The organism is Streptococcus suis, from assembly GCF_016775005.1.
In the GTDB taxonomy this organism is placed as follows: domain Bacteria; phylum Bacillota; class Bacilli; order Lactobacillales; family Streptococcaceae; genus Streptococcus; species Streptococcus suivaginalis.
In genome coordinates this window covers 143,748-169,185 of record NZ_JAEUXI010000005.1, presented here as the reverse complement: position 1 = coordinate 169,185, position 25,438 = coordinate 143,748, and the positions used below count along the sequence as shown (strand labels likewise).

Genomic DNA, 25,438 nt, shown 5'->3' with positions numbered 1-25,438 from the left:
AGCAAAAAAAGATTGCCCTAAGACAATCTTTCTATTGATTAAAGTGAGTTAGGATCAACTTTGATACCAACACCTTGTGTTGTAGTGATAGATACTGAAGTCATGTAAGTACCTTTAGCTGTAGCTGGTTTAGCTTTAGCCATTACATCGTGGAAAGCTTTGAAGTTTTCAACGAGTTTGTCAGCGTCAAATGATACTTTACCGATAAGAGCTTGTACGATACCTGCTTTGTCAGCACGGTAAGTGATTTTACCACCTTTAGACTCTTCAACTGCTTTAGCAACATCCATTGTTACTGTACCAGTTTTAGGGTTTGGCATCAAGTTACGTGGACCAAGTACGCGACCAAGACGTCCAACAACTGCCATCATATCTGGAGTTGCGATAACAACGTCGAAGTCCAACCAACCACCGTTGATTTTAGCAACGAGGTCGTCTTCACCAACAAAGTCTGCACCAGCAGCTTTTGCTTCTTCTGCTTTAGCACCACGTGCGAAAACAAGAACGCGTGAAGTTTTACCAGTACCGTTTGGCAATACCATTGCACCACGGATTTGTTGATCAGCTTTACGTACGTCGATGTTCAAGTTGTAAGCAACTTCAACTGATGCGTCAAATTTAGCGAAGTTTGTTTCTTTTGCAAGAGCAACAGCTTCTTCTACGCTGTAAAGTTTTGTGCTGTCGATTTTTTCAAGAGCAGCACGCAAGTTTTTGCTTTTTTTAGCCATGTTATATGTCTCCTTGTAATCAGATAATCTTGGGTGCTACTTAGTCAGTAACAGTGAATCCCATAGAACGAGCAGTACCTTCGATCATACGCATTGCAGCTTCAAGAGATGCAGCGTTCAAGTCAGGCATTTTAGTTTCAGCAATTTCTTGTACTTGTGCACGAGTAACTGTTGCAACTTTAGTTTTGTTTGGTGTACCTGAACCTTTTTCAACACCTGCAGCTTTTTTCAAAAGAACAGCAGCTGGTGGTGTTTTAGTCACGAAAGTGAATGATTTATCTTCATACACAGAGATAACGACTGGGATGATCAAACCAGCTTGGTCAGCTGTACGAGCGTTGAACTCTTTTGTGAATCCCATGATGTTGATACCTGCTTGACCGAGTGCTGGTCCGACTGGTGGAGCTGGAGTAGCTTTACCTGCAGGAATTTGAAGTTTTACGAGTTTTTCGACTTTTTTAGCCATGATATAAAATCCTCCTATTGTGGTTTTGGCGGTAATTACAGATTTTTACCTCCCACAAATATGTGTTTTGCACATACCTCCTCATTATACACTAAATTCAAAAAAAAGCAAGCATTCATGCTCACTTTTTCTTATTTTTCTGCTCGTGCAGAGCGAACCATACGAAAGAAAGTTTTCATTTCCTCCAGGCTGGTTTTTGAGCCCTTCTCCAGTCGGTCAATTTCCTGTCCATCTGAGAAATAAGCCATGTAAGGAACTGTTTTGATGGTAAATTGTTGTCGAAAGGCTTGGATATCCTTATCCTCCCGGTCCTCGGTATCTAAAAAATAAATCTTTGGCCGCAAACTTTTTGGACTTGCAGAATAGGTCTTTAAAAACTGGTGACAATAGAGGCAACTTGAACGTCCCGCATAAAGGACAAATTCTTCATCATCTGCCAAGAAGGTTGTGATTTCCCCTACATTGACTTCTTGAAAGTCTGTCACAACTTCAGCATACCATTCATGGTCTAAAGCAGATTGATCTCGTGTCGCTGCAAAGGGGCGTATCAGTACATAAGCAAGAACTAGGCCCAGGGTAAGGACGGCTATTCCAATTCCGATAACTTTTTTCATCTTCTTTCTCCTAGCTTCTTCATTCTATTAGAAACTGGTTTACATTTACCTCATTTTTTTATAGAATGAAGCTATGATTATTCTAAAAATTGCTTCGATTCTTTTCTTAATTCTTACACTAACAGCTTCCATCATAGCTGTCAAACTATTCGGCTTGGAAAAGAAGGGTTGGAACTTTGCAGACATTGCCTTCCCACTCTATTTCATCGAATCCTACATCATTTCAGATCGGATATTTTACCACAGCTTACTTCCCCATTTGGTCCTCCTCTTGGGACTCTTAGCTATTGGGATTGCTAGCTTCTTTCTGTTTAAAAAACGAACCTTTTCCTACCGTCGCTTTTTCAAATTTTTCTGGCGATCTGGTTTCATTTTGACCTTCCTCTTCTACCTAGCTCTTGTCATCACCTTGTTCACCCTGAAATAGCAGGCTGATAATTGGCAAGAGGCTGGTCTACAAAGACAAAATCAATTTCTTCAACAACATCATGATGGAAGTTGGGAGCTATCGCATCTGCGCCTTACTCCCACTTCTTTTTTATTCATGAATTTCGAGCGGTAGACCATCTGGATCAAAGAAGAAGGCCATCTTCTTCCCATCAAAATCGTCTGTTCGCAGGACTTCATGTCGGATGTCCAAACGGTCAAACTCTTCCAGACAAGCTTCCACATCTGCAACCTGGAAGGCTAGATGGCGTAGACCTGTATGCTCAGGATGGGGCATGGCTGGTCTCAGCGGAGCATCCGGTTTGATGAAAATTTCTAAGATTATATTGCCCTTTTTGACATTGAAAAGAATGTCATTTTTTTCTGGCCGGATGTGTTCATCCAACTGTTCAAAGCCCAATTTATCGACATAAAATTCTCTTGTTTGTTCATAATTACTGCCGATGATGGCAATATGATGGACTGCTTCAAATTTCATTACTGTGTCTCCAATACCTTTCTAGGCTTGGTTCCTTCTGCTGGACCAATAACCCCTGCTGCTTCCAATTCTTCCATGAGTCTGGTTGCTCGGTTAAAGCCGACAGATAATCGGCGTTGGATCATGGATGCGCTAGCTTTTTGCGTTTCGACAACCAAAGCCCGTGCTTCGTTGAAAAGTGGATCTCCTCCAGCATCACCAAAACCTGTATCACTATCGCCTTCTGCCACTTCACCAGGGTCAAATGTCTCATCATAGTCCGCCTCAGCTTGCTCTTTTATAAAGCTCACAATGGCTTCTACATCATCATCTGAAATAAAGGAACCTTGCAGACGGACTGGGTGGTTTTCATCGATGGGTTTGAAGAGCATGTCCCCTCGTCCCAAGAGTTTTTCTGCACCATTTTCATCTAAGATGGTCCGACTATCTGTACCGCTCGATACCGCAAAGGCAATCCGCGACGGCACATTGGCCTTAATCAGACCAGAGATAACATCAACGGATGGACGTTGGGTAGCAAGAATCATGTGGATACCTGCTGCACGAGCCTTCTGTCCCAAGCGAATAATGGCATCTTCCACTTCCTTGCTGGCTACCATCATCAGGTCGGCCAACTCGTCCACAATCACGACAATCAAGGGCAGGGGAATCTGCTTTTCATTTGAACGGGAGTTAAACTCTTCTACCTTGGTATTGTAACCTTCCAAGTTTCGTACCCCAAGATGGCTAAAAAGCTCATAGCGTTTCTCCATCTCGTCCACGACTTTTTGAAGGGCACGAGCTGCCTTGCGGGGATTGGTCACAACAGGGATCAATAGGTGAGGGATATCGTTATAGACTGACAATTCGACCATTTTGGGGTCAATCATCATGAACTTGACTTGGTCTGGTCCAGCCTTCATCAGGATGGAAGAGATAATCCCATTGACTGCAACAGACTTACCTGAACCAGTTGAGCCTGCTACGAGCAAGTGAGGCATGCGCGCCAAGTTAAAGGAGCGAACAGAGCCATTGACTGCTTTTCCAAGTGGAATCTCCAAGAGTTTGTTGGCATCCGTCTTGGATTGCTCCCAGAGTTCTCGGAAGGGTACCATGGCGACTTCTGAGTTAGGAACTTCGATTCCGACCAAAGATTTACCTGGAATCGGTGCTTCAATACGGACATCTTTGGCAGCAAGGGCCAGGGCCAAATCGTCAGCTAGATTGGAAATACGGTTAACGCGAACTCCGACTGCTGGTTTGACTTCGTACTTGGTAACGGACGGACCAATCTCAGCCCGTTCAACTGCTACTTTAATCCCAAAGCTAGCAAAGGTTTCTTCCAAGACCTTGATATTTTGACGAACAATCTTTTTCTCATTTGCTTGACTTTTGGCCTTAATAGGTGCAAACAAATCAATGGACGGTAGCTTATAAGCCAGATTTTTCTTTGGTTGAAAATCAATCTGGATGTCCTGTCCATCATCGTCAGATACAACTTGTTGCTGAGTAGGAAGATCTTCCTCATCTTCAACCAATAGGACTGGAAATTCCTCTTCCTCTTGACTGTCATATCCTGAGATAATTGGAACTTGGGGAACTTCTTCTAAAATCTCCCCCGTTTCAAGGTCCACATGTGGATAGAGAAGGGCGTCCGCCTCTCTCTCTTTCGTCTCTTGTTCTAACCTAAGAGCCGCTCGTTCAGCTTCTAAGGCTGCTTGCTGCGCAGCTTTTTCCGCACGTTTTTCCTCTTTTTGAACTGCCCGAAGGACTCTTTTTTCTGCCCTCTCCTGACTTGCCTGACTCATGCGCTGTCCAGCAAGTCCAAGAAACTCTCCGACATCATAGACAGACCAGGGACTGATGAAAAAGAGGCCAAACAGAACCAACAATCCTGCAATTAAAAATGTCCCGATATTGGCAAAAAGAAAGGAAACCGGCAGGTAGAGAGTCCCCCCGATTAAGCCTCCGCCTAGAAATTCCGTCACTTTCAAACCAAAAAGGTCCTTAAAGGCCAACTCTAAGGTATGTCCAAATAGATCTCGTCCTGTATAGACTTGATCAAAATAAGCCTGATAAGCCAATAAGAATCCCATAATGATAAACCCGATTCCCAAGCGAGTTCCTTCCCTCTCCTTGATTTTCGGTCCTACAAATGCAATGATAAATGCCGCAATTAAACCGAGGTAGGCCAAACTACCAATCAAGATACGAGTTATATTATAAAGTGTGACACCAACTGCACCCAAGCGCAGCATGGTAAAAATGAGTAGAAACAGGAACAGACCACGAACTACAAAATTCTGGACTGTCTGTCTCTGCGCCTGCTCAGCCTTGGTCGGCCTGCGGGTCGCCTTTCCTTTTTTACTTGACTTTGCCATATCTTCCTCAACTTTCTCAATCTCCTTATTTTATCATAATTTAGATAGATTTTCATAGATAAAAAAAAGAGATTGGCTTTGCCAATCTACATCTTCTTCTTTGGGTGTTTGTCAATGACTTCTGGGTGATTATCCAGAGCAGCTCTGCCTTTTTCCGTCAGGGCATAGCCGCGGACAGCAAAGTAAGGAGCTAGTTTTTCTTCTGTCAAGTGGTCCTTGAGGGCAGTGTCGAGGTCGGCCGCCTTCATCTTGGAAAGACCGGTCACACCTTCTGCTTTGAGGATATTCTTCTTGGCAGTGGATGTGATGTGGTCCAGCGAATCAAAGGCTGACTCTAAATAAACATAGCCATCCGCCAACAACTTTTCCATGTGGGCAGGACCGTTGATACCATACATGTACTCAAAATACTTGGAATAGGGCGTCGTAGTTGTAAAAGTGCCAAAATTGACACGCCAGAGGAGGATAATGTCCCCCGCCAGCAAGCCTTCTTCTAGCCGAATCATATTGCGTTTGGGAACAGGCTTTGCCTCCAAAAGCCAGGCTGCCAAGTCACGTTCAGGGGAAATATAGGGTTTGACCTCATGGTCTTTGTACATTTCTTCAATACGTTTTTCAATAGACATTTTTCAAACTTCTCCTATATAGCTCAGCCTGATGGGTTCAACTGCTTCATCTAATTGGGCTGGCAAACTCCTGCTATTATACACTATTTTGTACATTTTCAATAGAAAAAAATACTATCCCCTGTCAAAACCTAGAAAACGGGTGCCTTGAAAATGCAGGCTGCCCACATCTCCTTCTGCTAAGAGGGCATACTGGTCTGAACGTACACGAAATTCCTGCCGTTTGCCCTCCCATTCAAACGTTACATAATAATTGGTTCGTGCTACTTCGTTACCAAAAACATGGGTTCGTTTGGCAACCAACCTAGCCCTACAAGTCTCTTTGGGAGCCTGGTTATTCCGCAACCATTCAGTCAAATTTTTGACAATCTGAAAACAAACCGTTCCCAGTATAAGTGTCGCTATTGCATAGAAGAAAAACATAAACAAGCCTGAGCTATGGACCAAATCTTGCATTTTAGGCTCCTCCTTTTTTAATAATAGTATATCAAATTTTGCACAAAAATCCATTCTCATCCAGTCTTTCAGCAGAAAATTGAAAATTCTACTGAATCATGGTAAAATGAGGTAATTTTTACGTTTTCTAGAAAGGATTTTCCATGAAAAAATATGTGATATTGGCCTTGGCTTCCGCTATTTTTTTAACAGCGTGCACATCTACTGCCAATCAAACGACTTCAACCGATTCTAGCAGCTCAACTGCTTCTAGCACAAGCACCGATACCAGCGCTTCTGCCCAATATGCTAAAGACCTGGCTTATGCAATCAACAATCCAAATGCTGTTTTCCCACAGCTGTCCACAGACATCGCTGAAAATGAAGCGGCTGTCAAATTAAAAACCTCTCAGGGTGATATTACCATCAAACTCTTTCCTGAGCAAGCCCCATTGGCTGTGGAAAACTTTTTAACCCATGCCAAAGAAGGCTACTATGATGGAATTATTTTCCACCGGGTCATCGAAGGATTTATGATTCAAACAGGAGACCCTCAGGGTGACGGTACAGGCGGGGAGTCTATTTGGGCTGACAAAGATGACAGTATCGACGCTGGCAATGGCTTTAAAAATGAAATCTCCGCCTTCCTCTACAATATCCGTGGCGCCCTTGCCATGGCTAATGCAGGAGCCAATACCAATGGTAGCCAGTTCTTCATCAACCAAAACACAACAGATGCCTCTAGCCAATTATCCACAAGCAAGTACCCTGGCAAGATTATCGAAGCCTACAAGAATGGCGGTAATCCAAGCCTAGATGGTGGCTATACTGTTTTTGGTCAGGTAATTGAAGGCATGGATGTTGTTGATAAGATTGCTGCGGTAGAAACCAACGACAATGACAAACCAACCTCTGAAGTAACCATTCAAAGCATTGAAATTATCAAAGATTATACCTTTTAAAAAATGAAAACCCAGCCATACGGCTGGGTTTTATGCTTGTTCTAAAAATGCCATCAAGGTCTGCGCAGAACGTTCGCCTGCTTGGATGATAAATTCATCAAAAGTGATATTGGCATCGCCTTGGGCAGTATCACTCATGGCCCGAATGACCAAGAAGGGTTTGCCTGCATTAACTGCCGCTTGGGCAATGGCCGCTCCTTCCATCTCAACTGCTAAGACGTCTGGAAAGTGAGAACGAATAGCTGCAATCTTGTCCTGACCTGCGATAAAACTATCCCCAGTCGCAATCAAGCCGATATGACTAACCTGTTCCTGCTCTTTCAATACAGCTGCTAATTTTTCTAGCAAGCTGCTATCTGCTGGGAAATACAAGTCTTGACCTGACATTTGACCATGTGGGTAACCAAAGGCAGTCAAATCGACATCATGGTAAACCAATCGATCCGCTACTACCACATCCCCGATTGCGATGCCCTCAGCAACTGCGCCCGCAGAGCCCGTATTGACAATGACATCCACTGCAAATTTCTCAGCCAAAATCGCAACAGACATAGCAGACATGACCTTGCCAACACCAGATTGGACTAAAACAACTTCATGCTGACCCAATCGACCTTGAAAATAGGTCCGCCCCAAAACCTCCACTTCCTGACTATCCACCAAGTTATCAACTAAAATAGCCAATTCCTGAGGCATGGCTGCAATAATTCCGAATTTCATCTCATTCTCCTTTATAGATAGAAAACAGCAATGATCAAGAGGACCAAAAGCAAGATGACTATTAGGAGAATTCGATTGACCTTGCTTCGAAATTCCTCCCTTTTGACAGTTTCGATTCGACGACTCTTGACGATAGAAGCATCTACGGGGATACGGACGGTTTCCCCTTCCTTATAGCCCTGGTAATCCTCCTCTTCCCAATCAAAACCGATTTCTTCCTCAAAGCGAGAAAGGTCCTGGGTTGGTTCATAGTATCCAAATCCCTTTTTATCTGTTACTGGCTCGCCTCTCCTTGCGCGCTCAATGATGTCATCTGTTAACAAGGGCTTGCCCATTGCCAATTTCCTACTTTCTCATTAATTGTAAATATTGAACCGCCATAATGGTCTTGGCATCACAAATGTCTCCATTTGCAATTAACTCCAAGGCTTCTTCCAAACTCACATAAGACAGTTCGATGACCTCGTCTTCATCCATTGGTCGTGGGTTTTCAACTTTTACCAAGTTATCGGCTAGGTAGAGTCGGATGCGCTCATTACAAAAACCAATAGCGGAGTAAAAATCTGCCAACAAGGTCAGCTTGTCACTAGTATAGCCTGTCTCTTCTTCCAATTCACGCAAGGCCGCATCTTCAAGCGTATCTTCTTCTCCCAACTCCAATTTACCTGCTGGAATCTCGTAAATGGCACGTTCAATTGCCTTACGGTATTGTTTGACCAAAATCATTTTACCTTCAGGAGTGACTGCTAGGACACAGACAGCTCCCTTGTGAAAAATCAGTTCGCGTTTGCCTGTGTTCCCATCTGGCAGTAAGACATCGTCAACAACTACATCAAAGATATGGCCTTTGAAAATTTCTGTACGTTGAATGGTTTTTTCTTCAAATTTCATAGTATCACCTATTTTTGGCTTGGGTGGAAGGGAAAACGGATCGCATAGCCTTCTTTATTTTCCTGACGGCCACGACCGACACCGATGGCATCCTTTGGAATGTCTTTGGTAATGGTGGATCCTGCTGCTAACAATGCAGCTTCGCCAACAGTTACAGGAGCGATAATGGTCGAGTTTGATCCGATAAAGGCATTGTCGCCGATGGTAGTCTTGAATTTGTTCTTACCATCGTAGTTGACAGTAATCGTTCCTGCACCGACATTGACATTGCTGCCGATAGTTGCATTACCCAAATAGGTCAAGTGACCTGACTTGGTTCCTTCACCCAGTGTCGAAGCCTTGACTTCCACAAAGTTTCCAACGTGAACATCTTTTTTCAGAAGGCTATCTGGACGGATATGGGCATACGGACCCACAGTCACTCCTTCTTCGATAACAGACTCTTCAATGTCTGAATTGCTGATAACGACATCTGCTGCGATTTTTGAATCACGTACTCGGGTTCCGTTTGTCAAGACAGTTCGCTCACCGATGACCGTTTGACCTTTCAAGACTACATTGGCTTCAATAACGGCTTCTGCACCGATTTCCACATCGATGTCAATATAAGTCGCTTCTGGATTAACAAAAGTTACTCCGTTGATCATGTGTTTTTCATTGATTCGCTTGCGCATGACAGCTTCTGCAGTCGCAAGGGCGATACGGTCATTAACACCCAAACTTTCATCAAAGTCTTTAAGAACATAGGCACCGACCTTTTCGCCTGCCTGACGGAAAATGGAAATAACATCCGTCAAATAGTACTCCCCTTGGGCATTGTCCGTATTGATGTCCTTAAGGGCTTCAAACAGACGCTTGTTGTCAAAAAGGTAGGTTCCAGTATTGATTTCCTTGACTTGTTTTTCAAAATCATTGGCATCTTTTTGCTCAACAATTTTCAAGACTTCGCCGTCTGCATTGCGGATAATGCGACCGTAGCCGAAGGGATTATCAGCCTGAGCTGTCAAAATAGTCGCAACGTTTTTGTGGCTAATATGGAAGTTAATCAAGTTTTTCAAGCTCTCGCCTGTAATCAGCGGTGTGTCACCTGCAATAACAAGCGTATGACCTTCTAGACCTGCCAGATCTGGCTCCGCCATCATCACCGCATGCCCTGTTCCCAGCTGCTCAGATTGAAGGGCAAATTCGGATTGTCCCTCTAGGACTTCCTGCACCAATTCTGCCTTGTGGCCCACAATGGTCACTGTTTTAACAGGTGACATAGCGTCAACCGCACGTTTGACATGTTCCAGCATGGAAATACCTGCAACCTTGTGCAAAACCTTTGGCAAATCAGACTTCATGCGGGTACCCTTGCCCGCAGCTAAAATAATGGCGTAGTTTGACATAATCATTCTCGTTTCTTTGCTTATTCTCTCCATTATAGCAAATTTTACGTTTTTTGGAAAATTGCAGGCAGACAAACAAAGTGCAAAAAAAAGGAGCCTAAACTCCTTATGATCTTAATGAAATAGCTGAAAACCTCTCTGGTCATCTGCTCTTGCTTGCTCCGTCAGGGATTTAAACTCCTCCCAGACAGGGCGTTCTTGGTCTGTAAAACGGAGATTGGCGCCTGGCAAGCTAGCATTAGAAATGGACTGCACAAAGCCTGACAAGCTAGTTGCCAAAGCCACTCCGTTCTTACTAGCCACATCTTCCTTGGTCACAAGCAAGGCCGACTGCAATTTCTCCGTCAGTTCTTTGCCGACTGTTTCCTCTTTCCCAGCCAAAATGGGAGAAAGCTGGTCCAATAAATTGATGACACGTTCCTTATCCATAGGAACCTCCTTGTTTAATTTTATATTATTATAATATAGATAACAAAAATAAACAAGCAAGGACCTACTTTTTAGGGTAAACCAATTCAAATTCTTCACAGACAACCAGCATATCCTCTGAGAAGGTCAGACCTGCTTCTGCCAGCCAGATTGTGAAAAGTTCTTCGTGGACCTGCCGCCAGTGGGTCAGACTTTTCGCTTTTATGTCAGACAAGTCAGCTTCCTGACGGAACTCGCCCTCCTTATAAGCATGTTCTTCCGTCACTTGGGAAAAGGGCGTCACATAGACCTTGGTGGTCTGGATAATACACGCAGCCTGACCTTGCCCATCGAGAATGATGTCGTAGCCACCAGCCGTCGGGATTTCTTCTCCCTCTACTGCGTAGAGGGCATGGGCAGAGCTGGTTGAGGTTTTGATGCCTCTAGCCACCAATTCAGCCAGTCGATCAGCTTCCGCCCCAAAGGCCCAGGCCTCCGGCTCAGGACCAGCTTGGGGATTGATGGCAAGAAATTCTTGCCAGAGTTGTGTTGGGGTCATGGTTTTTCCTTTCTAGAATACCATTCCTCTCTCGTAAATAAACTCACTCTTTCAGTACGGACTTCATCAATGAGCGGGAAATGTACATCTTCCAAGAGGTATTGGTAAATAAAGCCCAGCTTTTCTTGGACACGCAGGGACTTGCTATTTTCTACAAAAGCACAGCACCAAATCTTATCTAAACTCAACTGGACAAATCCGTAATCCAGTAAAACTTGACTAGCTTCTGGAATGAGGCCTTGTCCCCAAAATCCCTGGCCAAGCCAGTAGCCCAGTTCTGCTTCTGAATCTGGCAAATCAAGCCCGCTCTGCTTGCCAATCATGAGGCCAATACTGCCAATGACCTGGCCTGTTTCTTTGAGGACAAGGGCATAGGTTTCGGGTTGGCTGAGAACTGTCTTGATAATCTCTCGACTTTCTTCCAGACTCTGATGAACTGGCCAACCCGCTGCGGGACCAACTTCAGGATGACTGGCCTGAGAAAATAAGTCAGCTGCGTCTGCCTCACTCCAAGGACGGAGCAACAGACGATTGGTCTCTAGAATCATAATACTCCTCCCTACTTCAAACTCCAGCCACCGTCAATGGTGATTATCTGGCCTTGCATGGAGGCGAGTTTGCCAGTAGCCAGCATGAAGGTCAGCTCTGCGATTTCGCGGGGCTGGGTCCAGCGTCCGATAGGGGTCTGGTCGGCCACCCAATCGGCTAATCCCCCTGGCTCAAAGTCCTTCTGGGTCATGCCTGTCTGAACGGCACCAGGGGCGATGCCGAAGACCTGGACCTTGTCCTTGGCATAGTCCAGTGCCAACTGCTTGGTAAAACCTGCCAAAGCGTGCTTGGAAGCGGTATAGGCTGAGCCCCCTCCACCTGCTAGATTGGAAGCAATGGAGCACATATTGATAATCGTTCCCGACTGTCTGTCCACCATTTGCCGCAGATAGGAGCGGGTTAGTCTGGTCACCGCAAAAAAATTCACCGCGAAGATATGTGCTAATTCATCCTCCTCAATATCTAGGTGGGGGCGGTAATCGTCTAGAATGCCTGCAGTGTTACAGAGGACATCAACTGTCTGGCACCAGGAAAAGACTGGTGATAAATCGCCAGTCAGGTCCAGCTGTAGAAAGTGGAAATCACCTGCCAAATCAGGCTTGCTGGCCTGGTCAATCCCGTACACGCGCCAGCCTTTTTCCAAAAAAATCCGCGCTTGTGCAAGGCCAATGCCACTGGAAACGCCGGTGATAAGGGCTGTCTTAGTCATGGACTTCTACCCAGTCGGTCGCAAGGACGTCGCAAGGGGTCGGGCTCCACATAGAGAAGCCCTCACCCTCGCCCGTCACGTTGATGAGGAAATAGGGCGTCGCTTCCAGCTTTTGCCCGTGGACCTCGATGGTGTCAAAGAGCTGGACGTAGTTCTCCGCTCCGCCCCAGCCTGTGCGAACGTACTTTTTCTTGGCCTTCAAGCCTGGTAAAATCTCTTCAAATGTCATGGTTTTGCTCCTTTGTTGCTTTTCTCTCTTTCAACCATTATACCAAAAAATCAGACCACTCTAAAGAGTTGCCTGATCGTATTCCTACCCCACATTCTCCTTTTTCAATAGGAAAAATGTGCCTGCAAGTGTTGAGAAAAAGGCAAGAACCATAAAGAGCAGAGGTAGCCAACCTGTCCAGTCCTGCGGTCCGTAGCCAAACTGACTGGCCAGCAGCTGACTAAAGCCACTGAGAACCGTTAGGACATAGGCTGGAATCAAGGTATCTACAATTGCTGACTTACTGCGATAGTAGAAGAGACCAGCTACGATCCCTAGAATCACCAAAAGACTGGCCCACAAGGGCAGGGGAATCCCCTCATAAAACTGCCGACTAATCCAAAAACGCAAGACAATTAACCCCATAAAGCTAAGCCCCCAGGTCCACATCAGCAGATAGGACTTGATTTTTGACCGTTCATAGACTAGGTTCTTTAGAATGAAAAAAGCAGAGCTGGGTAGAATGAGTGCCAGAAGCAAATCGCACAGTAAGCCCCGCCATTCTAGGACCATTTCACCAGTCACTCCAAACAAACCTAAGAAAAACCAGCTAATATAGACCAAGGAAATCAATCCTGTTAACCGCAGACCATAGTACCAGCGAATAGGCGACAGGTCAGACAAGAGTTCATCCGCCATTTGCTTGCTATCTTTACCCAAAAAATCCTCTACTGACTGACCGTCTGCTTGGGCATCCAAGACATCTTGGTAGATAGAAAGTAAGAGTTCAGTCGCCCTTTCCTCCTGTTCATGAAAGGCTGATGCCAACATCAAGTAAGCATGGAGCTTACGCATATAGGCCTTGTTTTCCTTGGTCAACTTCCCCTGTAAGCTACTAATAGCATTCAAATATTCCTGTTGCTTGTTCATCTTACTTCTCCTTTCTCACCAACAAAACCGCAGTTCCAATCCAAAAGGCCATCGCTGGAAGAATGACCAACATCAGATTGAGCCAAACTGGAACGGTCATGACCATATTTACCACACCGCCAACAATCATGAAGAGGTAGGTCGGTAAAAAGACATAGCGGACCAACTTTTCCCTTTGGAAAAATAGCAGAGCGAGACCAAGTAAGGTGAGTGGCACTAGAAGCCCCCAGCCAGTCAAGACTAGGTCAGGTTCCTTGGGCATTGCCCAGAGACGAAGTCCACAAATCACGAGAAAAAGAAGGGGAATGCAGAGAAAACTTGCCCAAACCTTGATTTTGCTGGTCTGGTAAATCAGACTGCGAATGATGAGGAAAATCCCTGCTGGGAGGAGGAGGCTAAGTACCGCGTCGCAGATCAAGTCCAGCCAGTTGAGGGAGATGGTTCCTGTCCCTGCAAAATCCATGAGCCATTGGCTACCGAGGTAAATGATGAGCATGAGGCCACTCAGGTTTGCAACTTCCACGAAACCAATCGGAGGGAGATAGCTGAGTAGGTCGTCCGCCATCTGCTTGCTATCTTTACCCAGAAAATCCTCCGCCGAAAGCCCGTCTTTTTGGGCTTCAAGAACATCTTGGTAAATGGATAAGAGCTGGGCAGTCACTGCTTCTTCCTGCCTGTGAAAGACAGAGGCAATCATCATGTAGCCATTGATACGGCCCATGTATTCCTTGTTTTCCTTAGTCAGCTGGCTTTCAATCACTTCAATCTGCTTGCGGTATTCCATTTGTTTGCTCATCCTACTCTCCTTTCAATCGCTGAACCTTTTGGACCAATTCCGTCCATTGGCTCCAAAAATCTTCTAGATAAGCCTTTCCCTGGTCTGTCAGATAAAAATACTTCCTGTCCGGTCCATCTGGCGAGGGCTTATTCTGACTAAGAATCAGGCTATTTTTCTCTAACTTCTGAAGGAGGGGATAGACTGTCCCTCCGACCATGTTTTCAAAGCCCTGATTTCTCAACTCCTGAACCAGCTCATAACCATAAATCTCCTTCTGGCTGATGATTTGCAATACACAGCCATCCAGGACCCCCTTGAGCATCTGGGTTTCTTTCATAAGTCCTCCTCTTCCTCTGCGAAAAATCCAAACAGCAAGCCTGACGCTAACATGATGCCTAAGATCAAAATAGAATCCAAGGCCCAGCCTGTTATAATGGCCGTCACAAGCGTGACAGCTGCTAGTTTCCAATTTTCCCGACTTTTCTTATCCAACTTCATACTGCCTCCCCACCTAGTTTGTAATACCGACTAGTTTGATAAAAATAAAAGTGATTTTCTTGGTCTTCTATCACTAGTTTGTTTTACCTATTAGTTTTGTATCTATAGTGTAACACAAGGTGGCTAGTTTGTAAAACAAAATAGTTAAAATTTGTAAAGAAAATAAAAAACTTGGGTTGCCCCAAGTTTAGGAAATAATCTGTTTGTAAGATCGTGTTGTGATGGCATAGACCACTAGGTAGAGGAGGAGATAACCACCACAGATGCCTGCTGTCACCTGTAACATAAGTCCTGCATTAACCACGCCGATAGACAAAAGAATGGACGATAGCATCTTATAAGCAAAAGCAAGATGGACAAAGGCAAGTAAAATAGGTAGGAAAAAGACGGTCAGTAATTGCTTGCGAATGGACTGTCTCGTCTGATCCTCATCCAGACCAACCTTGGTCATAATGACGAAGCGATCTCTGTCTTCATAGCCTTCTGAAATCTGTTTGAAGTAAATCACCAGCACCACTGCCATCAAAAAGATGAGCGAAAGTAAGAGGCCAATGAAGAAAAGTGAACCTGCAAAACTGAAGAAACCACGCATGGCATAGGCACGATAGGCCAGACTGACCGTGTTGGTCCCATCAGGAAGGATATTGGAAACCCACAGTTCGCTTTCAAAACTACCGGATAAGAAGGCCTCTTGGCTCCTTACTTGTTCTTCTTCTGATAGACTGCTTTCAAAGCCCATATAATAGCGATTCTCAGCTTGATTTTCAAATATCGTCAGATCTTGAACCACAATGACTAAGTACTGACTGACATTGAAAGACATATGGTCAGGCAGATGACCCAAGGTCACATTCTTAGGCAAAACTTGGGCAACTTCCATCTCCTTTTCATCAAAGGTGAGGGTTTGACCAGCTTGATACTGGACTCCCTTACTGTAGATGGCTACTTGGTCACTTACCAACTGGAGCGCCTCTCCAGTCATCTTTTCATAGGTGGCTTGGTCAAGGATAAAACCAACACCCAGGTCAGAGAAATCTACGCTAGCGGCATCTTCAACCGTAAAAAATCTTACTTGCTGATTTGTCACCTCAGTAAAAGAGGCTTGCTGGTAAGGATAGACCACCTTACTTTCAATAGGAATATCCTTCTCTTCTAAGATAGCTTCCGCCCACTCCTCCACTTGTGTTTTTGAAGCGGTTGACTGCATTCCAACATCAATCGAATAATCATTTGGATTCTGATTGGCAATATAATCTTTGCCACCGATGTAAATACTGAGACCGCCAACCATGGTTACCAAGAACATGCTGGATAGAACGGTAATGGTCGCAAGGCCCAGAGCATTTTTCCGCATGCGGAAAATCAAGTTGGATACAGAAATAAAATTCTCAGGCTTGTAGTAATAGGCCTGACGGTGTTTTAGCCAGTTTAAGAGACTGATAACCCCTGATTGGAAAAGCAAATAAGTCCCAAAGATAACCAGAAGAGTCGCTCCAAAGAAACTTGGAATTGCTGTCAGCGGACTGGTCACTAGTTGTGCAATGGCGTAGCCTGCCCCCAATAGGATAAGGGCTAAGAGGGTTTGTAGCCAGAAGAATCCTGTTTTCTTGTCCCCACGCTTCTTGCCCTGAACTAGTTTGAGTGAGTCGGTCAAGCCCAGTTTCCCAATATTAAAGAGGCTAACCAAGGCAAAAATCCCAAAGAGATAGATCAGTACAGTGACTAGACTTTTCAACTGGAAGGTTGAAGCCAAGACCACAGGCATCTGCATGGCTTTCAGCAAGAGGGCATAGAAGAGTTTATCTAGAGCCAGTCCCAAGAGCAAGCCAGATAGAATGGTACCGACTGAAAATACCAGATTTTCTAGAAAAGTCATCAAGAGAAGATGTTTTTTCTCCAGACCAAGAATGCTATAGACACCAAACTCTTTTGACCGCTGCTTCATGACAAAACTGTTAGCATAGAAGACCATGATGGCAACTGCCAGCATAACTACAATCATACCAAAGCCCAGCACTTGAATCACCCCGTTGGCCCCCTTGACCTGACCTAAATCAGGATGAAAAGCAAGCGAGGCAAATATATAGGCAATGGCTGTGGACAAAATGGTCATCAAAGCATAGGGAAAATAAAGTCTGCGGTTCTTTTTGAGATTGGTTAAGCCCAATCGAAAGGTCAATCCCAGCATACTATTCACCTCGATTCGCCATGACTGTCAAGGTATCTGAAATCAGTTGGTACATCTCCTGATTGTTTTTTTCACCTCGGTAGATTTGATTGTAGAGGATACCATCCTTGATAAAGAGGACCCGTTTGGCGCGACTGGCTGCCGCTGTCGAGTGGGTTACCATCAAAATGGTTTGCCCTTCTTGGTTGATTTTTTCAAAGATATCGAGAAGGGTTGCCGTTGATTTGGAATCGAGGGCTCCAGTTGGTTCATCCGCTAAGAGGATTTCTGGCTGGGTGATGATGGCACGCGCCACCGCAACACGTTGCTGCTGACCACCCGAAATCTCGTAGGGCATTTTGTCTTGTAAGGTCGCAATGCCCAGACTGTTGAGGGTTTGAATCAAACGCTTATTCATCTGGTCAAGCGGAAAACGAGATAAAACCAGAGGCAAGAGAACATTGTCCTTGACAGAGAGGGTATCTAAGAGGTTGAAATCTTGGAATACAAACCCCAATTTCTCCCGACGAAAGACTGCTGCTTCCTTGCTCTTAATCGTTTCTGTATTGACACCATTGAGTAGGACATGACCACGGGTCGGCTTGTCCAGGGTCGCAAGAATATTGAGCAAGGTAGATTTTCCAGAACCGGATTCTCCCATGATGGCGACATATTCACCCTTTTCAACTGTAAAATGAATGTCCTTCAAGGCTTCAACCTGACTGGCTTGAAAGCGGGTTTGGTAAATTTTTTGAACGTGTTGTACATCAAGTAGTGTCATTGTTTCTCCTCCTTTTCTATCCTTATTCTACCAAGTCTCAAATCTACTATCCATCGGTTTAGCTTTCATTTGGGTGACATTTTTGTAAGTTTACTTAAAGACCAGATCTGCTTGTTCCAAATGAATCTTCACCACCGTTCCTTGCCCCAAGTCAGAATGCAGTTCAATCTTGTAGCCCAGTTTTTCTGCCAATCGTTTCGCTAGATACAGGCCTAGCCCCGATGACTGTTGAGTCCTGCGGCCATTGTAACCTGAAAAACCGCGTTCAAAAACCCTCTGAAGGTCACTTTCTGCAATTCCTATCCCTGTGTCAGTGATGACCAAAACCTCCCCTTCCAGCCCAATTGCAACTTGTTTCCCCTTACTATACTTGACAGCATTGGACAAAAACTGTTCAATCAAGAGACTGAGCCAGCGCTTATCGGTCGAAAGTGTCAGGGACAGCTGGCCCAAGTCCAGCTTGATTTTATCCTCTATAAAAAAGAGAGAATATTTCTTGACCAAGTCCCGAACGACCTCTTCCAAGTCCACCTGCTCCAACTGCAAATCTTCGTGGAAGGATTGCAAGCGTAGATAGTTGAGGACCAAACTAGTATAGTGTTCCAATTTGAACAACTCCTTCTCCAGAGCGGCCTGACTCGGGTGTTGCTGCAATTCTCCTACCAAGAGGTGACTAGCAGCTAGGGGAATTTTCATCTGGTGGGCCCACATGGTGTAGTAGTCCTCCATATCTCCCTGCCACTTGGCCTGTTGAGCCTGTAAGTGGTTGAGCTTGTCCTCCAAACTAGAAATGTCATCCATCAGCATGGTTTCCAAGGCAGACACCGCTGCAAAATCCCTATTTTCAATCTTCTTTCGATAGCGCCGCCACTCCACCAAGCCATCCATCCCTAAAATAATCACGGCAAACAGGAACAAAAGCCCTGTGGCATAGTAAGTCAACTGACGCTGAACCGAAAATAGATCACTGAGAAAGAGGATAAACAGTAAAAAGACCAAAAAACAAGCAAAAAATTGCCAGCGACTACGTAACCAACCTGTCAAAAAACTATGCCTCATCTGTCACCTCCATCAAACCATAGCCCAGTCCTTTTTTGGTCACAATCAAATCAGCCAAGCCCAAATCTGCTAATTTCTTACGAAGACGGGCTACATTGACAGACAAAGTATTATCATCCACAAAGATATCACTATTCCAAAGCTGACGCATCAACTGATCACGGCCCACAATCTGTGGTGCCTGTTCAAACAAGACCCTCAAGATTTGAAATTCATTCTTAGTTAATTCTTCCTTGTCAGCCCCATAGGCCACCTGCATGGTCTTTAAATCCAAGCAAACTGGGCCAAACCAGAGCAAACTTTGGTCCCCTAGAAAATCATAGGACCTCCTTATCAAGCCTTGAATCTTAGCCAAGAGAACCGTCATATCAAAGGGCTTGGTCACGAAATCATCTCCACCCATATTAATCGCCATCACAATATCCATGGGCTGGTCATGAGAGGATAGAAAGAGAATGGGAAGCTGTGAAAACTTGCGGATTTCCTGGCACCAATAATAGCCATTAAAATAAGGCAGACCAATATCCAAGACCAAGAGGTGGGGTTGAAAGGTCCGCATGTGGTCCAATACCATTTGAAAATCCTCCACGACCTCTACTTGGTAGCCCCAATTTTGTAAATTTTTCGCCAAGAGGCTACGAATAACTTGGTCATCCTCAATCAGTAAAATCTTATACATACCATCTCCTCACTTTCTACCTACTATTATACTGTATTTCCTTGTTCATTTAGGCTATTTCTGGCAAAATTACCTTACAAATTTGTCATTTTTGAAGACTTTGCCTATACTTAAAGGAGTATCAGAAAGGACAGCCATGGCAAATTTATTCGATTATATACAAGAGGTAGAGTACGATAGCTTCTATGATATTCCCCTTACCAAACTAGATCTTCTAGCCCTGACAGAACTCTCCTATCTTCCCTTTGATCAACTCGTCAGCCCTGCTTTTTCCCGTGAAAAAGGAACTCGTTTAGACCACCTGGCTCAAGCCTTCCAGGAAGCATTTACAGATGGTTTCCCTCCCTTTTCCATGGTAACTAAAAATAGGCTCAAATTACTGCGTGTCTTGGCTAGCGCCAATCGTTTTAAGTATATCAAGGTTTTCGCCTTTGTCGACGAGGTTAGCTTGGACTTGCAGAAGCAGTTTGCGGCCCTGTGTTTCTCACTCAATCGTCAACAAACGGTGGTCAGTTTTAGGGGAACCGACGACACCATTATCGGCTGGAAAGAAGACTTTCACATGACCTATCTGGAAGAAATCCCCGCCCAGAAGTCTGCTCTGCTCTATCTGCAACAGGTTATGGAAGAGGTCGAGGGCACGTTTTTTGTGACGGGTCATTCCAAAGGTGGCAATCTGGCTCTCTTTGCAAGCAGCTTAGTACAATCTGATTTGCAAGAAAGAATTGTCCAGGTCCTTGCCTTTGATGCGCCGGGTTTGCATAAAACCATCACCCAGTCAGCAGGTTACCAATCCATCACCGAAAAATTCCTCCCTATCGTCCCACAAAATTCTATCGTTGGTATGATGTTGGAACAGACCGAAAACGCCCAAATTGTCTATAGCAATACCATCGGTCTCCTTCAGCATATCACCTTTTCTTGGGAAGTCATTGGTTTGGATTTTAAACCTGCACAAGCCTTAACAGACAATAGCCTTCAGACAGATCAAACCCTCAAAACTTGGACAGCAAGCTTGACTGAGGAAGAGCTACGGCATTTCTTTGACCTCTTTTTCGGGATATTTATCGAGGCGGGCATCCATCGCTTTAGCGATTTAACCGTTGATACCCCTTTAAAAATCCGGCAAGTCATTGAAAATGGTCGACAACTGAGCCCGCAAGAACAAGCCATGATGGAACGCCTAATCCGGCAATTAATTGACACCCGTTACCAGATTTGGAAAGAATCCTTGGCGCATTTCTTGCCCAAGCCACCTGCACTGTTGGACGATTGGTGGCAACAATTCCAAGAACAGAGTCGAAAAAAAGAAGAGAGCTAATCTCTTCTTTTTTGTCTAGAAATGATGTTCCATCCTCTCATAATTCTTCGATTCGAAGAACTTCATCTGCCATTTCCCAAATGCTTGGATTATGGGTCGCAATCAAAATCAGGCGGTTTTCCTTTCGAAGGGAGAGCAGGAGATCCATGATAGCTCTGGCCGTCTCAGGGTCAACGGATGCCGTTGGCTCATCTGCCAAGATAAAGGGCGGATTTTTAAGGATGATTTTGGCTAGAGCAACCCGCTGGGCTTCACCACCAGACAACTCATAGATGGGGGCAGACAAATCAAGATAAGTAAGACCAACAGTTTCTAAGGCCGCCCTTTGCTGTTCCACTTGTTGGACCTTGGTCAGTTTTTGCCCAACCAAACCCAGCTTCAAATTCTCTCCGACAGTCTGGCTTTCAATCAGTCCAAAATGTTGAAATAAATACCCCAGTTCATGGCGGAAAAAGTCAGTTGATTTGTAGGAGCTCAGCTCTTTTCCTCGATATAAAATAGATCCTTCGTAGCCTTCTAGTTTCGCTAACATGTTCATCAGAGTGGTTTTTCCGCTTCCACTCGCACCAATCAGAGCATAGATTTTTCCTGCCTCTAATTGGAGGGATACATCTGTAAATAACTGGCGTTTTCCGAATCGTTTGCAGACCTTGTCTAATCGAATCATACTAGGCTCCTTTCAAAATAGTTGACAGGCTCTTCTCCTCTTTCCTAGACTGCCTATATAAAAGCAGGGAGGTATTTGCCAAGAAAAGGACAAACACTGCTAAAGAGAGAAAGACATGCTTGGTGAGAAATAGACCGCCCACAGCTCCCAATAAGAGAACACAAAACTGAGCTAAAAAGTAGCTACGGTGTTGCTCAAAAAAGGTGAGACCCGCTAGACGTTTGATAAAAATCTCTCTGCGAAACTCTTCAAAATAGAGCAAATTCATGGTATTAAACAGAAGCAGAGAGGTCAAAATGCCCAGACCAGCACTTGCCATCATAAACCAGACCTCCCGCTGCAATTTATTGGCAAAATCCTGAAACATCTGGTTGCCAGAAGGCATCTCCGAAATCTGGTAGTCTAAGCCATGAGTTGCTACCAAGTCCTGTAAATAGGCCAAATCTTCAAAATAGAAATAGGTTTGAAGCTGATTTGACCAGAAGTCTATTGCTTGGTCACCTGTTGATTGGGGTGTTAGGACCACCAAAATCGGATCCCTGACAAACTGTTGATAGGATAAGGGGGTAGTATTATAAGTAAAGCGCAGCTGATTGCTGTCAATGTAGTGTAGCATGGCTTTCATTTTTTGAGATGAGTCTTGCATATAAACCATGTCGGTCAGGGCTTCTTCAAATTCCGAAATCAGATTTTGCTCCTTCTCTCGGAGTTTATCAGGCACAAGCAGGATGAAATTGCCACTGCTGTTTAACTGTGCCAGACTCTCTTTCAAGGCTGGAGTCAATTCTATCCCTTGTCGCTCTAGATACAGGGGTGTGACTAGAAGGACATTTCCTTGAGGGCTGTAATCTTGCCAATCCAAGAGCGGTGCCTGTTGCCAGATATTGCTACCAGCATTCACCCAATAATCCACTAAGAAATGGCGACTCAGGAGGCCTTTTTGATCAGAGACAGCTTTTTCTGCCAGTTGTAACCACTTGCTTTCAATCTGCTTTCGTTCGTCCTTATCATGGGAAAAACTGCTACGATTAAAGCCTAAGCTGACCAAGTCTTTCTCCTGCTGCCACATGGTCTGACCAGCATGGTGCAGGCTCCAGGCTTGAGAGTAAAGGAAGGTCCGACTGACACCGAGCGATACAATCAGGAGCGCCAGCATTTGCCCAAAGAATAATAAGCCCATCACTCCCTTTACAGGAAGCCTCCCCTTGATTAGTTGCATCAGATGAACCCTTTGCAGACCGATTGAAAAGACGGAGGCAAAGAACAAGGCAATCAAGAAAAGCAGAGCTCCGTAGATGGCTAGTCCGCACACAAGGGTTAGGATGGCTAGCTTGGGAAGCCCAAATAGGTAAAAGAAGAGGATGGCTGAGCTACTACCGATTAGCCAACCAAAGAGCAGGTCACGCCCATCTTCCCTCATAGGCCTGAGAAAAATGCTCCACCGACTCTCACCTGAAATCAATCGAATACCTGAAGCTCGTAACCGACCGATATGACCAATCAAAACAAGGGCTCCAAAAGTCAGGAAGAATATCAGAAGGGCAATTAGCTGAAATCCGTTACCAAAAATCCGAATAAGAACATCCATACTAGACGGCTGTATCAAGTACATATGCGATAGACCGATGGCTGCCAACCTTTCCTGCAGCTGACTGAGACGCAAAGAGCCTCCAAAAATAAAATAATTGGTCATAATACTTGGGTTGACAAGGTCTTTCTTCTCTTTTTCACGGATGCCTTCCGGTAGCCTACCCCTTCCGAAAAGGACATAAGAGATCTCTGTTGTTCCCTCTCCTCCAACCTCCTCATGCTGCATAGCGATTAAGCTATCTGTCTCATCTGCCAATTCCTGCAAACTTTCTGCAAGGCTTGAAAAATTGGCTCTTTGTTCCATATCAAGGACCACAACCTTGGGATAGTAGAAGGAAACATAGGTATCCGCCCAGATAGATACAACCCAGGATAAAAAGCAAGCGACAAGAATATTGGACAGGATGATAAACAATCTTTTCATGGCTACCTCCCTACTTGAATCAGCTTTTTTATTTCATTATATCAAAATACTATATATGTTGCCAAAAAATATATAAACCAAAACAAAAAAATCTGAGTCTCCTCAGATTTGCTATCCTATAAATACTCGCCCTTGACAACAAAGAAGGTGCCACGAATTTCGCCAGCTAGTTTGGAGCGTTGGCGGGCAAACTTGAATTTTCCTTCAAATTCTTTGGGAATTTCAATGCCGTCTGATAATTTGAAACCGACCGCTCGTTTTCCTCCTTCTTCTAGCGTATAGAGGACATTGACAGCCAGACCATTGTCATAAAAGACAAAGGACCAGAGAATGCCATCTACCTCAAGCTGAGCGACATTGAGCGGAGTGTAGGGGAGTTTGATAGTCAGGGGAGTGACTATCAAAGCAAAAGGAGTCTGCCAAGACCTTCTCGATGAAGGGTAGGATTTCAGGCTTCTCCTCTGGGGTATAGACCACAAACTCCTGCTTGTATTTGTTCCAGAAATAGCGGGCTTCATTAGCACGCAGACCGGCCAAGACTTCTGCGACTGGACTAGTTTCCAAGCCTATCGTTTCGACTTCTTTAAAATTTACTGTATAAGACATGATTTTCCTTTTATAGTCTTTTAGTTTGCTTTTAGTACTCGCTCCAAAGGTTCAGAGAAGCTTTGGAGGTTGGAGATAGGGCGAACAAAGTTCGTTACAAAAAGGTTTGGGGAACCTTTGAAGGCTGGAGATAGTGCGAACCAAGTTCGCTTCAAAAGCCGCAGGCATAACTCAATGCTTTCTTGTTTCTAGGCATTGACTTGAAACAGTCCCCCAGACTGTTTCAATCAGGCAAGGCGAGTTCAAACACTCCAGTGGAATGTTTGAAGTTGGAAATAAGGAAACGACGTTTCCTCGATCGTCGACGTAATAAAAGATAAACTAAATGACGATAATGAAAAAAGCACCCGAAGGTGCTAGGCAAGGCCTCCCTACCGACTTCAGGTTCGAGGTCGGTGGAAAAATTCATTAGGCGTTGAAAGCGTCAGTCAACTGTGGCACCACTTGTTTCTTACGTGAAACGGCACCTGCAAGGAAGGCGTGGTTATTTTCCAACTTGAAGTTGAAGGCTGCTTCCACCTTGTCCATGTTGCTACCGAGCGCAAGGATTTCAGAGTTTGAGTTAACGATGTCTGTAATCATGAGGACAAAGTCAGAGTAGCCATTTGCTGCTGATGCTGCTGTCATAGCGGCTTCAATCTCTGTTTGACGTTCCAAGACTTCCGCAATGTCCACTGTGTTGACTTGGGCCACACGCACATCATTGCCATTCAAACCAAAGGTTTTCGCATCGATGTCAATCAATTCTTCTGCTGATTTGCTGGCAAGGTTGGTACCAGCTTTCAAAAGTGCCAATCCGTATTCTTCCAAGTTCACACCAGCAATTTCAGCCAATTCAGCTGCTACTTGTGGATCTGTTGCATGAGTGGTTGGCGATTTGAGCAAGAGGGTATCTGAGATCAAACCTGATAGGAGGAGACCAGCCACTTCTTTTGGAGGCGTCACACCATTTTCTTTGAAGGCACGGTAAACAATTGAAGATGCTGAACCTACTGGCTCCAAACGCATGTACAATGGATTTGCCGTTTCGAAGTTTGCGACACGGTGGTGGTCAATAACAGCTGCCACTTCTACATCTTTGATGTCTGCGATTGATTGTTGGAATTCATTGTGGTCTGTCAAGATGACTTGGCTAACGCCTTCTGCCTTAGCAGACTCAACCACGCGCGGTGCAGTAACACCAAAATAGTCAAGTGCAAAAGCTGTTTCTTCATTTGGCGTTCCAAGTGCAACTGCTTCCGCATCACGACCAAATACTTCACGCTCCAAGTGAGCCCAACCGTATGATGATGCAATGGCATCTGTATCAGGATTTTGGTGACCAAAAACTAAAAATTTAGACATGTCTACAACCTCATTTTTCTAATAATCTCCTACATTTTACCATAAA

The 25,438-nt window shown here is 44.7% G+C and carries 30 protein-coding genes and 1 pseudogene; 3 read left to right on the top strand and 28 right to left on the bottom strand.

Annotated elements, in window-relative coordinates:
* Positions 1 to 38: 38 nt before the first annotated feature.
* From rplA to JNG37_RS07255, 3 genes are all read right to left on the bottom strand, one after another.
* Complete coding sequence (gene rplA, locus JNG37_RS07265; RefSeq protein ID WP_004194879.1) at positions 39 to 728, bottom strand: 50S ribosomal protein L1; 690 nt, start codon at positions 726 to 728, stop codon at positions 39 to 41.
* 40 nt (positions 729 to 768) lie between these two features.
* Entirely contained in the window at positions 769 to 1,194 is a 426-nt protein-coding gene (gene rplK / locus JNG37_RS07260; protein WP_105116783.1) for a 50S ribosomal protein L11, read from the bottom strand.
* A gap of 131 nt (positions 1,195 to 1,325) precedes the next feature.
* A complete protein-coding gene (locus tag JNG37_RS07255; RefSeq protein WP_158456590.1) occupies positions 1,326 to 1,808 on the bottom strand; it encodes a thioredoxin domain-containing protein in 483 nt (160 codons plus the stop codon).
* Between the two features lie 73 nt (positions 1,809 to 1,881).
* On the opposite strand from JNG37_RS07255, the gene JNG37_RS07250 reads away from it, so the two are divergent.
* Complete coding sequence (locus tag JNG37_RS07250) at positions 1,882 to 2,235, top strand: DUF3397 domain-containing protein (protein ID WP_158456592.1); 354 nt, start codon at positions 1,882 to 1,884, stop codon at positions 2,233 to 2,235.
* A 111-nt stretch (positions 2,236 to 2,346) separates the two neighbouring features.
* Here JNG37_RS07250 and gloA2 read toward each other — a convergent pair whose 3' ends face one another.
* From gloA2 to JNG37_RS07230, 4 genes are all read right to left on the bottom strand, one after another.
* The gene (gene gloA2, locus JNG37_RS07245) at positions 2,347 to 2,733 is read right to left on the bottom strand and encodes an SMU1112c/YaeR family gloxylase I-like metalloprotein (protein ID WP_158456594.1); all 387 of its coding nucleotides are present in this window, start codon (positions 2,731 to 2,733) and stop codon (positions 2,347 to 2,349) included.
* Positions 2,733 to 5,093, bottom strand: a complete 2,361-nt coding sequence (locus JNG37_RS07240) for a DNA translocase FtsK (protein WP_158456596.1) — start codon at positions 5,091 to 5,093, stop codon at positions 2,733 to 2,735. The genes gloA2 and JNG37_RS07240 overlap by 1 nt, the downstream gene beginning before the upstream one ends.
* An 86-nt stretch (positions 5,094 to 5,179) precedes the next feature.
* The gene (locus tag JNG37_RS07235) at positions 5,180 to 5,719 is read right to left on the bottom strand and encodes a hypothetical protein (RefSeq protein WP_158456598.1); all 540 of its coding nucleotides are present in this window, start codon (positions 5,717 to 5,719) and stop codon (positions 5,180 to 5,182) included.
* Positions 5,720 to 5,833: 114 nt separating this feature from the next.
* On the bottom strand, positions 5,834 to 6,175 hold the full coding sequence (locus JNG37_RS07230; RefSeq protein WP_158456600.1) for a DUF2500 domain-containing protein: 342 nt from the start codon (positions 6,173 to 6,175) through the stop codon (positions 5,834 to 5,836).
* A gap of 143 nt (positions 6,176 to 6,318) precedes the next feature.
* Here JNG37_RS07230 and JNG37_RS07225 point away from each other — a divergent pair, with 143 nt between their 5' ends.
* A complete protein-coding gene (locus JNG37_RS07225; protein WP_158456602.1) occupies positions 6,319 to 7,116 on the top strand; it encodes a peptidylprolyl isomerase in 798 nt (265 codons plus the stop codon).
* 30 nt (positions 7,117 to 7,146) lie between these two features.
* On the opposite strand, the gene JNG37_RS07220 is transcribed toward JNG37_RS07225, so the two are convergent.
* The 17 genes from JNG37_RS07220 to JNG37_RS07140 all read right to left on the bottom strand — a co-directional run bounded on the left by JNG37_RS07220 (position 7,147) and on the right by JNG37_RS07140 (position 19,440).
* The gene (locus tag JNG37_RS07220; RefSeq protein WP_158456604.1) at positions 7,147 to 7,836 is read right to left on the bottom strand and encodes a 5'-methylthioadenosine/adenosylhomocysteine nucleosidase; all 690 of its coding nucleotides are present in this window, start codon (positions 7,834 to 7,836) and stop codon (positions 7,147 to 7,149) included.
* Between the two features lie 11 nt (positions 7,837 to 7,847).
* Positions 7,848 to 8,171 carry a cell wall synthase accessory phosphoprotein MacP gene (gene macP, locus JNG37_RS07215; protein ID WP_158456606.1) on the bottom strand — a complete coding sequence of 108 codons (324 nt, stop codon included), beginning with the start codon at positions 8,169 to 8,171 and terminating at the stop codon, positions 7,848 to 7,850.
* A 10-nt stretch (positions 8,172 to 8,181) separates the two neighbouring features.
* A complete protein-coding gene (locus JNG37_RS07210) occupies positions 8,182 to 8,727 on the bottom strand; it encodes an NUDIX hydrolase (protein ID WP_158456608.1) in 546 nt (181 codons plus the stop codon).
* Positions 8,728 to 8,735: 8 nt separating this feature from the next.
* Complete coding sequence (gene glmU / locus JNG37_RS07205; protein WP_187321628.1) at positions 8,736 to 10,115, bottom strand: bifunctional UDP-N-acetylglucosamine diphosphorylase/glucosamine-1-phosphate N-acetyltransferase GlmU; 1,380 nt, start codon at positions 10,113 to 10,115, stop codon at positions 8,736 to 8,738.
* Positions 10,116 to 10,229: 114 nt separating this feature from the next.
* Positions 10,230 to 10,544 (bottom strand): hypothetical protein, encoded by a 315-nt coding sequence (locus JNG37_RS07200; RefSeq protein ID WP_158456610.1) that lies wholly within the window; start codon positions 10,542 to 10,544, stop codon positions 10,230 to 10,232.
* Between the two features lie 64 nt (positions 10,545 to 10,608).
* The gene (locus tag JNG37_RS07195; protein WP_158456612.1) at positions 10,609 to 11,082 is read right to left on the bottom strand and encodes an ASCH domain-containing protein; all 474 of its coding nucleotides are present in this window, start codon (positions 11,080 to 11,082) and stop codon (positions 10,609 to 10,611) included.
* Complete coding sequence (locus tag JNG37_RS07190; RefSeq protein WP_158456614.1) at positions 11,079 to 11,630, bottom strand: GNAT family N-acetyltransferase; 552 nt, start codon at positions 11,628 to 11,630, stop codon at positions 11,079 to 11,081. Before JNG37_RS07190 ends, JNG37_RS07195 begins: the two co-directional genes overlap by 4 nt.
* 11 nt (positions 11,631 to 11,641) lie before the next feature.
* Positions 11,642 to 12,340, bottom strand: coding sequence for a 3-oxoacyl-ACP reductase (locus JNG37_RS07185; protein WP_158456616.1), 699 nt, complete (start codon positions 12,338 to 12,340; stop codon positions 11,642 to 11,644).
* Entirely contained in the window at positions 12,333 to 12,569 is a 237-nt protein-coding gene (locus tag JNG37_RS07180) for a DUF2829 domain-containing protein (RefSeq protein ID WP_004194840.1), read from the bottom strand. The genes JNG37_RS07185 and JNG37_RS07180 overlap by 8 nt, the downstream gene beginning before the upstream one ends.
* Before the next feature lie 84 nt (positions 12,570 to 12,653).
* Complete coding sequence (locus JNG37_RS07175) at positions 12,654 to 13,478, bottom strand: DUF1048 domain-containing protein (protein WP_238336287.1); 825 nt, start codon at positions 13,476 to 13,478, stop codon at positions 12,654 to 12,656.
* Position 13,479: 1 nt separating this feature from the next.
* The gene (locus JNG37_RS07170; RefSeq protein WP_158456618.1) at positions 13,480 to 14,274 is read right to left on the bottom strand and encodes a DUF1129 domain-containing protein; all 795 of its coding nucleotides are present in this window, start codon (positions 14,272 to 14,274) and stop codon (positions 13,480 to 13,482) included.
* Position 14,275: 1 nt separating this feature from the next.
* Positions 14,276 to 14,593, bottom strand: a complete 318-nt coding sequence (locus JNG37_RS07165; protein WP_024387534.1) for a PadR family transcriptional regulator — start codon at positions 14,591 to 14,593, stop codon at positions 14,276 to 14,278.
* Complete coding sequence (locus tag JNG37_RS07160; RefSeq protein WP_044753114.1) at positions 14,590 to 14,754, bottom strand: hypothetical protein; 165 nt, start codon at positions 14,752 to 14,754, stop codon at positions 14,590 to 14,592. The genes JNG37_RS07165 and JNG37_RS07160 overlap by 4 nt, the downstream gene beginning before the upstream one ends.
* Positions 14,755 to 14,941: 187 nt before the next feature.
* Positions 14,942 to 16,942 (bottom strand): ABC transporter permease, encoded by a 2,001-nt coding sequence (locus JNG37_RS07155; protein ID WP_158456620.1) that lies wholly within the window; start codon positions 16,940 to 16,942, stop codon positions 14,942 to 14,944.
* A gap of 1 nt (position 16,943) precedes the next feature.
* A complete protein-coding gene (locus JNG37_RS07150) occupies positions 16,944 to 17,702 on the bottom strand; it encodes an ABC transporter ATP-binding protein (RefSeq protein ID WP_158456622.1) in 759 nt (252 codons plus the stop codon).
* Between the two features lie 90 nt (positions 17,703 to 17,792).
* A complete protein-coding gene (locus JNG37_RS07145) occupies positions 17,793 to 18,761 on the bottom strand; it encodes a sensor histidine kinase (RefSeq protein WP_158456624.1) in 969 nt (322 codons plus the stop codon).
* Positions 18,751 to 19,440 carry a response regulator transcription factor gene (locus JNG37_RS07140; protein WP_158456626.1) on the bottom strand — a complete coding sequence of 230 codons (690 nt, stop codon included), beginning with the start codon at positions 19,438 to 19,440 and terminating at the stop codon, positions 18,751 to 18,753. The genes JNG37_RS07145 and JNG37_RS07140 overlap by 11 nt, the downstream gene beginning before the upstream one ends.
* 136 nt (positions 19,441 to 19,576) lie before the next feature.
* Between JNG37_RS07140 and JNG37_RS07135 the strand changes: the two genes are divergently transcribed.
* On the top strand, positions 19,577 to 20,761 hold the full coding sequence (locus tag JNG37_RS07135) for a DUF2974 domain-containing protein (RefSeq protein WP_158456628.1): 1,185 nt from the start codon (positions 19,577 to 19,579) through the stop codon (positions 20,759 to 20,761).
* 37 nt (positions 20,762 to 20,798) lie between these two features.
* On the opposite strand, the gene JNG37_RS07130 is transcribed toward JNG37_RS07135, so the two are convergent.
* The 4 genes and pseudogenes from JNG37_RS07130 to JNG37_RS07115 all read right to left on the bottom strand — a co-directional run bounded on the left by JNG37_RS07130 (position 20,799) and on the right by JNG37_RS07115 (position 25,392).
* The gene (locus JNG37_RS07130) at positions 20,799 to 21,428 is read right to left on the bottom strand and encodes an ATP-binding cassette domain-containing protein (RefSeq protein ID WP_158456630.1); all 630 of its coding nucleotides are present in this window, start codon (positions 21,426 to 21,428) and stop codon (positions 20,799 to 20,801) included.
* A 1-nt stretch (position 21,429) separates the two neighbouring features.
* Positions 21,430 to 23,442: a bacteriocin-associated integral membrane family protein gene (locus JNG37_RS07125; RefSeq protein WP_158456632.1), complete on the bottom strand. Its 2,013-nt coding sequence runs from the start codon at positions 23,440 to 23,442 to the stop codon at positions 21,430 to 21,432.
* Between the two features lie 116 nt (positions 23,443 to 23,558).
* A pseudogene (locus JNG37_RS07120) lies at positions 23,559 to 24,048 on the bottom strand (phage tail protein).
* A 408-nt stretch (positions 24,049 to 24,456) separates the two neighbouring features.
* Complete coding sequence (locus tag JNG37_RS07115; protein ID WP_158456636.1) at positions 24,457 to 25,392, bottom strand: manganese-dependent inorganic pyrophosphatase; 936 nt, start codon at positions 25,390 to 25,392, stop codon at positions 24,457 to 24,459.
* Between the last annotated feature and the right edge of the window lie 46 nt (positions 25,393 to 25,438).

Bases quoted from the DNA above. Each gene is read 5' to 3' on its own strand.
- rplA (WP_004194879.1), bottom strand. From the start codon at position 728: ATGGCTAAAAAAAGCAAAAACTTGCGTGCTGCTCTTGAAAAAATCGAC.
- rplK (WP_105116783.1), bottom strand. From the start codon at position 1,194: ATGGCTAAAAAAGTCGAAAAACTCGTAAAACTTCAAATTCCTGCAGGT.
- JNG37_RS07255 (WP_158456590.1), bottom strand. From the start codon at position 1,808: ATGAAAAAAGTTATCGGAATTGGAATAGCCGTCCTTACCCTGGGCCTA.
- JNG37_RS07250 (WP_158456592.1), top strand. From the start codon at position 1,882: ATGATTATTCTAAAAATTGCTTCGATTCTTTTCTTAATTCTTACACTA.
- gloA2 (WP_158456594.1), bottom strand. From the start codon at position 2,733: ATGAAATTTGAAGCAGTCCATCATATTGCCATCATCGGCAGTAATTAT.
- JNG37_RS07240 (WP_158456596.1), bottom strand. From the start codon at position 5,093: ATGGCAAAGTCAAGTAAAAAAGGAAAGGCGACCCGCAGGCCGACCAAG.
- JNG37_RS07235 (WP_158456598.1), bottom strand. From the start codon at position 5,719: ATGTCTATTGAAAAACGTATTGAAGAAATGTACAAAGACCATGAGGTC.
- JNG37_RS07230 (WP_158456600.1), bottom strand. From the start codon at position 6,175: ATGCAAGATTTGGTCCATAGCTCAGGCTTGTTTATGTTTTTCTTCTAT.
- JNG37_RS07225 (WP_158456602.1), top strand. From the start codon at position 6,319: ATGAAAAAATATGTGATATTGGCCTTGGCTTCCGCTATTTTTTTAACA.
- JNG37_RS07220 (WP_158456604.1), bottom strand. From the start codon at position 7,836: ATGAAATTCGGAATTATTGCAGCCATGCCTCAGGAATTGGCTATTTTA.
- macP (WP_158456606.1), bottom strand. From the start codon at position 8,171: ATGGGCAAGCCCTTGTTAACAGATGACATCATTGAGCGCGCAAGGAGA.
- JNG37_RS07210 (WP_158456608.1), bottom strand. From the start codon at position 8,727: ATGAAATTTGAAGAAAAAACCATTCAACGTACAGAAATTTTCAAAGGC.
- glmU (WP_187321628.1), bottom strand. From the start codon at position 10,115: ATGTCAAACTACGCCATTATTTTAGCTGCGGGCAAGGGTACCCGCATG.
- JNG37_RS07200 (WP_158456610.1), bottom strand. From the start codon at position 10,544: ATGGATAAGGAACGTGTCATCAATTTATTGGACCAGCTTTCTCCCATT.
- JNG37_RS07195 (WP_158456612.1), bottom strand. From the start codon at position 11,082: ATGACCCCAACACAACTCTGGCAAGAATTTCTTGCCATCAATCCCCAA.
- JNG37_RS07190 (WP_158456614.1), bottom strand. From the start codon at position 11,630: ATGATTCTAGAGACCAATCGTCTGTTGCTCCGTCCTTGGAGTGAGGCA.
- JNG37_RS07185 (WP_158456616.1), bottom strand. From the start codon at position 12,340: ATGACTAAGACAGCCCTTATCACCGGCGTTTCCAGTGGCATTGGCCTT.
- JNG37_RS07180 (WP_004194840.1), bottom strand. From the start codon at position 12,569: ATGACATTTGAAGAGATTTTACCAGGCTTGAAGGCCAAGAAAAAGTAC.
- JNG37_RS07175 (WP_238336287.1), bottom strand. From the start codon at position 13,478: ATGAACAAGCAACAGGAATATTTGAATGCTATTAGTAGCTTACAGGGG.
- JNG37_RS07170 (WP_158456618.1), bottom strand. From the start codon at position 14,274: ATGAGCAAACAAATGGAATACCGCAAGCAGATTGAAGTGATTGAAAGC.
- JNG37_RS07165 (WP_024387534.1), bottom strand. From the start codon at position 14,593: ATGAAAGAAACCCAGATGCTCAAGGGGGTCCTGGATGGCTGTGTATTG.
- JNG37_RS07160 (WP_044753114.1), bottom strand. From the start codon at position 14,754: ATGAAGTTGGATAAGAAAAGTCGGGAAAATTGGAAACTAGCAGCTGTC.
- JNG37_RS07155 (WP_158456620.1), bottom strand. From the start codon at position 16,942: ATGCTGGGATTGACCTTTCGATTGGGCTTAACCAATCTCAAAAAGAAC.
- JNG37_RS07150 (WP_158456622.1), bottom strand. From the start codon at position 17,702: ATGACACTACTTGATGTACAACACGTTCAAAAAATTTACCAAACCCGC.
- JNG37_RS07145 (WP_158456624.1), bottom strand. From the start codon at position 18,761: ATGAGGCATAGTTTTTTGACAGGTTGGTTACGTAGTCGCTGGCAATTT.
- JNG37_RS07140 (WP_158456626.1), bottom strand. From the start codon at position 19,440: ATGTATAAGATTTTACTGATTGAGGATGACCAAGTTATTCGTAGCCTC.
- JNG37_RS07135 (WP_158456628.1), top strand. From the start codon at position 19,577: ATGGCAAATTTATTCGATTATATACAAGAGGTAGAGTACGATAGCTTC.
- JNG37_RS07130 (WP_158456630.1), bottom strand. From the start codon at position 21,428: ATGATTCGATTAGACAAGGTCTGCAAACGATTCGGAAAACGCCAGTTA.
- JNG37_RS07125 (WP_158456632.1), bottom strand. From the start codon at position 23,442: ATGAAAAGATTGTTTATCATCCTGTCCAATATTCTTGTCGCTTGCTTT.
- JNG37_RS07115 (WP_158456636.1), bottom strand. From the start codon at position 25,392: ATGTCTAAATTTTTAGTTTTTGGTCACCAAAATCCTGATACAGATGCC.